General features: G+C 71.1%; 6 protein-coding genes. 3 read left to right on the top strand and 3 right to left on the bottom strand.

The features are described 5' to 3' along the window. Together VNR91_RS02025 and hisC are read right to left on the bottom strand one after the other, a co-directional pair. Nucleotides 1–615, bottom strand: a 615-nt coding sequence (locus VNR91_RS02025; protein ID WP_325489126.1) for a prephenate dehydrogenase/arogenate dehydrogenase family protein, incomplete at its 3' end; no start/stop codon positions are given. Further along, nucleotides 615–1715, bottom strand: coding sequence for a histidinol-phosphate transaminase (hisC, locus tag VNR91_RS02020; RefSeq protein ID WP_325489125.1), 1101 nt, complete (start codon nt 1713–1715; stop codon nt 615–617). The genes hisC and VNR91_RS02025, both read right to left, overlap by 1 nt. A 64-nt stretch (nt 1716–1779) precedes the next feature. On the opposite strand from hisC, the gene VNR91_RS02015 reads away from it, so the two are divergent. From VNR91_RS02015 to metW, 3 genes are all read left to right on the top strand, one after another. Further along, entirely contained in the window at nt 1780–3324 is a 1545-nt protein-coding gene (locus tag VNR91_RS02015) for an NAD(P)/FAD-dependent oxidoreductase (protein WP_325489124.1), read from the top strand. Nucleotides 3325–3472: 148 nt separating this feature from the next. Beyond that, nucleotides 3473–4585, top strand: coding sequence for a homoserine O-acetyltransferase MetX (gene metX, locus VNR91_RS02010; protein WP_325489123.1), 1113 nt, complete (start codon nt 3473–3475; stop codon nt 4583–4585). Then, entirely contained in the window at nt 4582–5172 is a 591-nt protein-coding gene (gene metW / locus VNR91_RS02005; RefSeq protein WP_325489122.1) for a methionine biosynthesis protein MetW, read from the top strand. The genes metX and metW overlap by 4 nt, the downstream gene beginning before the upstream one ends. On the opposite strand, the gene VNR91_RS02000 is transcribed toward metW, so the two are convergent. Next, the coding region (locus VNR91_RS02000; protein WP_325489121.1) for an A24 family peptidase at nt 5169–5504 on the bottom strand (336 nt) is incomplete at its 5' end. The genes metW and VNR91_RS02000 overlap by 4 nt on opposite strands.

The following is a 5504-nucleotide window of genomic DNA, read 5'->3' as shown; positions in this document are numbered from 1 at the left end:
CTCCAGATCGCTGGCGGTGCCGACGATCGTGTAGGCGATCAGATGGGGCAGGTGGCTGGTCACCGCCAGCACGCGATCGTGATGGTCGGGCGCCATCGTGTCGATCTGCGCGCCCAGCCGCCGCCAGAATTCCGCCACCCGCTCGACCGCCAGCGGATCGGTGCCCTCGGGCGGGGTCAGGATACACCAGCGATTGTGGAACAGCGACGCGAAGCCCGCCTCCGGCCCGCTGCGCTCGGTGCCCGCGACCGGGTGCGCCGGTACGATCGTCGCGCCGGGCAGCGCCGCCGCCAGCGCCAGCGCCACGCTCGCCTTGCACGACCCGACGTCGCTGACGACCGCGTCGGCGGGCAGATCGTCGGCGAACGCCGCCGCCGCCGCGCGCATCGCGCCGACGGGCACGCACAGGATCACCAGATCGGCGTCGATCACCGCCGCGCCGGGGGTGTCGGCGATGTCATCGCACAGCCCCAGCGCCACGGCCGTCGCGCGCACCTGCGGATCGGCGTCATGGCCGGTCAGCACCACGCTGGGCATCGCCGCGCGCACGCCGCGCGCGATCGACGAACCGATCAACCCAAGCCCGATGACCGAGACCCGAGCGAACGGCAGCATCAGCCGGCCTGCTCCGCCAACGCGCGCAGCGCCGCGGCGACGCCGCGCGTCTCCTCCTCGGTGCCGACGGTGATACGCAGGCCGTGCGGCAGCCCCTGGCCAGGCAGCCAGCGGACGATATAGCCGGCGTCCATCAGCCCCTTGTACGCCGCCTCTGCGGTCAACGCGCCCTCAAACAGCACCAGCACGAAATTGGCCTGGCTCGGCACCGCGCGCAGCCCGGCGTTGCCCAGCTTGGCGATCTCGTCGGAGAACCAGCGCCGCCACGTCGCGTTGTGCGCGCGGGTATGATCGACGAAATCGGTGTCGCCCAGCGCGGCGATGGCGGCGGCGGTGCCGGCGATGGTGATGCTGAACGGCAAGCGGATGCGGTGCATCGCCTCGATAATCTCCGCCGACGCATAGCCCCAGCCGATCCGTTCGGCGGCAAGGCCGTACATCTTGGAGAAGGTGCGGGTGACCAGCACGTTCGACGCGCTGTCGGCCAGCGCCATGCCGCCGTCCTCGACATCGCCGTCGATATATTCGGCATAGGCGTGGTCGAGCACCAGCAGGATATCGCCGCGCAGCCCGGCGTGGAGCCGCGCGATCTCCTCCCGGCTGGCATAGGTGCCGGTCGGGTTATTGGGATTGGCGATGTAGACCATGCGCGTACGATCGGTCACGGCGGCGAGCACCGCGTCGACGTCGGTCGCATAATCCGTGTCCGGCGCGATCACCGGCGTAGCGCCGACCCGCCGCGTCGCGATCTCATACACCGCGAAGCCGTAGCGGACGTAGATCACCTCGTCCCCCGGCCCGGCGAAGGCGCCAGCGGCGAGGTGGAGCACCTCGTCCGATCCGTTGCCATAGATGATCCGCGCCGGATCGAGTCCGTGCTTCGCCGCCAGCACGTCGCGCAGTTCGGTGGCGCTGGCGTCGGGATAGCGCTCGAGCCGGTCGGCGGCGCCGGCGAACGCCGCGCGCGCCGCCGGGCTGGTGCCGAGCGGATTTTCGTTCGACGAAAGCTTGACGACCTTGCGGCCGTCATCGGTGGTGCTGCGCCCCGGCACATAGGGCGCGATGCCCATGATCCAGGGCTTGGGAACGGGTGCGGTCATGCGCGCGGCGATGGCGCAATGCGTGCGCGCTGGCAAGCGCGCGCGGCTGTGATAGGGTGCGGCCATGCGGGGGAACCAAACGCTGTGGCGGGCGATGGAGGCGGCCCGTCGCGCCAATCTGGCGGCGGCGGGCGCGCCGATGCCGGTCGCGGGCGCCGCCGGGGCGACGCGGCGCGCGGTGCTGAAGGCATTGGGGGCGAGCGGCGTGGCGGGGCTGGCCCCCCTTCCCGCGGCGGCGGCGCGGCCACGGCGCGTCGCGATCATCGGCGGCGGCATCGCCGGGCTGTCGGCGCTATGGTATCTGACGCAGGCTGGCGTCGACGCGCATCTGTATGAGGCGCGCGCGCGGATGGGCGGGCGGATGTTCACCTGGCGCCGCTTCGCCGGTGATCAGCCAGTCGAGGACGGCGGCCAGCTGGTCAACACCGACCACGCCGACATGCATGCGCTGGTCAAGGCGTTCGACATCGCGCTGGTCGATCGCAAGGCGGGCAACCACCGGCTGGCGGTGATCGCCGACGGCGCGCCGCTGGACGACGCCGCGCTGGCAGAGGCGCTGCGCCCGATCGCGGCGCAGATCGGCCGCGACGCCGACCAGCTCGACAAGGACTATGCCCGCGTCGCCGCCGAGATCGACCGGCTGTCGATCGCCGACTATCTCGATCGCCACGCCGCGCTGATGCCGACGCCGTGGGTGCGACGCCTGCTCGAATCGACCAGCCGTACCGAATATGGCGTCGAGCCGGCGCGCGCCTCTGCACTCGAGCTGTTGTTCAACCTGCCGACCGTCGATGGCCAGCGCACCGAGATATTGAGCAGCAGCGACGAGCGGTTCCTGATGCAGGGCGGCAGCGGCGCGTTGATCGACGCGATGGTGGCGCGGCTGGGCGACCGTATCGCCACCGGCAAACGCTGCGCCCGGATCGCGCCGGCGCCGGGCGGAGTGCGGATCGGCTTTCTGGACGGCACGATGGCCGAGGCCGACGCGGCGATCGTCGCGGTACCGGCGCCGCTGACCCGCACGATCGACTACGCCGTGCCGCTGCCGCCGCGCTGGCGCCAGTTCATCGACGTGATGGAACTGGGCCGGTGCGAGAAGATCAACATGGCGGTCGATCCCGCCGCATGGGACCGCGTGGTCGGGCGCGGCGGCGAATTGTGGGAGACCGACGCCGGTTCGCCCTATGCGCTGGCGTGGAACGGCGGCGTCGCGGGCGGATCGGTCGACGTCATCACCTGGTTCCTGGGCGGCGATCAGGTCGGCGCGGCGGCGGACGGCGATCCCGCCGCGCTGGCCGCCGGCTATGCCGCGCACGCCGGCCGCGCGGTGCCGGGGCTGGCGCCCGCCGGCCCGTCGCGCCGCACCGCCTGGCACCGCGATTCGCTGACATTGGGCGGCTATGCCAATTTCCCGCCGGGCCAGTTGAGCCGCTTCGGCGCGCTGCTGTGGACCGACGACACGGTGCTGGCGAAACGGCAGGTCGCCGGCGGCGGCCGCCTGTTCTTTGCCGGAGAGCATCTGTCCGACGCCTATCCCGGCTATATGAACGGCGCCGCGCAGACCGGGCGCATGGCGGCGGAGGCGCTGGTGGGGCGGACGATCGCCTGATCGCGGGCACCCTTCGGCGACGTCCGCACCGCCTGCCGCTCCTGACGGGAGAAGGGCCTCGCGCGGCGCGGGCGAGTGGACAGGGCGAGAGCGACAGGCCGCACGCGAGGGGTTCCGGACCACGCCATTTACGCCTAGCAGCGAGCCGATGAGCGACGCCCGCTTCGGTCTCAATCGCATTGCCCGCCTCGGGTCTCCGCTGCCGCTCGACGGGGGCGGCACGCTGTCGTCGGTCGACATCGCCTATGAGACCTATGGCACGCTGTCCCCGGCGCGCGACAATGCGATCCTGATCTGCCACGCGCTGACCGGCGATCAGCATGTCGCGTCGGACCACCCGGTGACCGGCAAGCCGGGCTGGTGGACGCGGATGGTGGGTCCCGGCAAGCCGGTCGACACCGATCGCCATCTGGTGATCGCCACCAACGTCATCGGCAGTTGCATGGGCAGTTCCGGCCCGGCCAGCGCCGCCGCCGACGGCTGTCCGCACGGGATGCGCTTTCCGGTCATCACCATCCGCGACATGGTGCGCGCGCAGGCGATGCTGCTCGATCACCTCGGCATCGACACGTTGGCGGCGGTGGTCGGCGGATCGATGGGCGGGATGCAGGCGCTATCGTGGGCGGCGACCTTTCCCGCCCGCGTCCGATCGGCGGTGGTGATCGCGTCGACCGCACGCCATTCCGCCCAGAACATCGCGTTCCATGAGGTCGGTCGGCAGGCGATCATGGCCGATCCGAAATGGCGCGGCGGCGACTATTACAGCAGCGGCGATCCCCCCAGCGCCGGGCTGGCGGTGGCGCGGATGGCGGCGCACATCACCTACCTGTCCGAAGCCGGGCTGACCGAGAAATTCGGCCGCAAGTTGCAGGCGCGCGAGGCAAAGACGTTCGGCTTTGACGCCGATTTCCAGGTCGAGAGCTATCTGCGGCACCAAGGGCTGGCGTTCTCCGACCGGTTCGACGCCAATTCCTACCTCTACATCACCCGCGCGCTCGATTATTTCGACCTGGCGGAGGAACATGGCGGGCTGCTCGCCAACGCCTTTCGCGGGGCGGCGACGCGGTTCTGTGTGGTCAGCTTCGATACCGACTGGCTCTATCCCACCCGCGAATCGCGCAACGTCGTCCACGCGCTCAACGCCGCGGGCGCCGCCGCCAGCTTCGTCGAGCTGAGTTCGCCCTATGGCCACGACGCCTTCCTGCTCGAATCGCCCGAACTGAACCGGGTGGTCGACGGTTTCCTGAGGGCGGGGGCGTGAGCGGCCTGCGTCCTGACCTGGCGATCATCGCCGCGCATGTCGCGCCGGGCAGCCGGGTGCTCGACGTCGGCTGCGGCGACGGGGCGCTGATGGCGGCGTTGCGCGACGATCGCGGCGTCGACGCGCGCGGGCTGGAACTGGACCCCGCCGACGTCGCCACCGCCGTCGCGCGCGGGCTGTCGGTGGTGCAGGGCGACGCCGATACCGACCTCAAGGACTATCCCGACGCGGCGTTCGATTATGCCATCCTCAGCCAGACGCTGCAGACCACGCGCCGGCCCGACCGGGTGCTGGACGAGCTGCTGCGGATCGGCCGCCGCGCGTTCGTATCCTTTCCCAACTTCGCCCACTGGCGCGTGCGCGGGTCGCTGCTGTTCGGCGGGCGGATGCCGGTGACGCGGCTGCTGCCGCTCGAATGGTATGAGACGCCGAACATCCACCACGTCACCATCGACGATTTCCGCGCCTTCGTCGCCCAGCGCGGGATCACGGTGGAGGGCGCTTGGTTCCTGGCGCGCGGCGCCCCCGCGCGTCCGGCGGCGGCGAACGTCTTCGCCGAACACGCGGTGTTCCTGCTGCGGCGCTAGACCGTCTGCAATGTGAACACCAGCGCCAGCCCGGCCGCGAGGAACGGGCTGAACGGCAGCGCGGCGCGGAAATCGGGCGTGCGCCACGGCGCGCGCGCCACGGTGAAGGCCAGCGCGAGCAGGCTCGCCACGACGAACACCCCGGTGCTGCCGACGAACCCCACCCAGATGCTGGCGGCGGCGAGGAACTTGACGTCCCCCATCCCCAGCGTGCCCGGCCGCCGCAGCCATTTCATCACCGCGATCAGCGTCAGGAAAAGGGCGATCACCGCCAATGGCGGCACCAGCGCGTGCAGCCATGCCGACCACGACGGCGCCGATATCGCGCGAAA

Origin of the sequence: Sphingomonas sp. (assembly GCF_035555815.1) — a bacterium.
Taxonomy (GTDB): Bacteria; Pseudomonadota; Alphaproteobacteria; order Sphingomonadales; family Sphingomonadaceae; genus Sphingomonas.
The sequence above is the reverse complement of the archived record's forward strand: the minus strand, read 5'-3'. Positions and strand labels throughout refer to the sequence as shown.

Excerpts from the sequence above, each read along its gene's own strand:
- hisC (WP_325489125.1), bottom strand. The coding sequence starts at position 1,715 with ATGACCGCACCCGTTCCCAAGCCCTGGATCATGGGCATCGCGCCCTAT.
- VNR91_RS02015 (WP_325489124.1), top strand. The coding sequence starts at position 1,780 with ATGCGGGGGAACCAAACGCTGTGGCGGGCGATGGAGGCGGCCCGTCGC.
- metX (WP_325489123.1), top strand. The coding sequence starts at position 3,473 with ATGAGCGACGCCCGCTTCGGTCTCAATCGCATTGCCCGCCTCGGGTCT.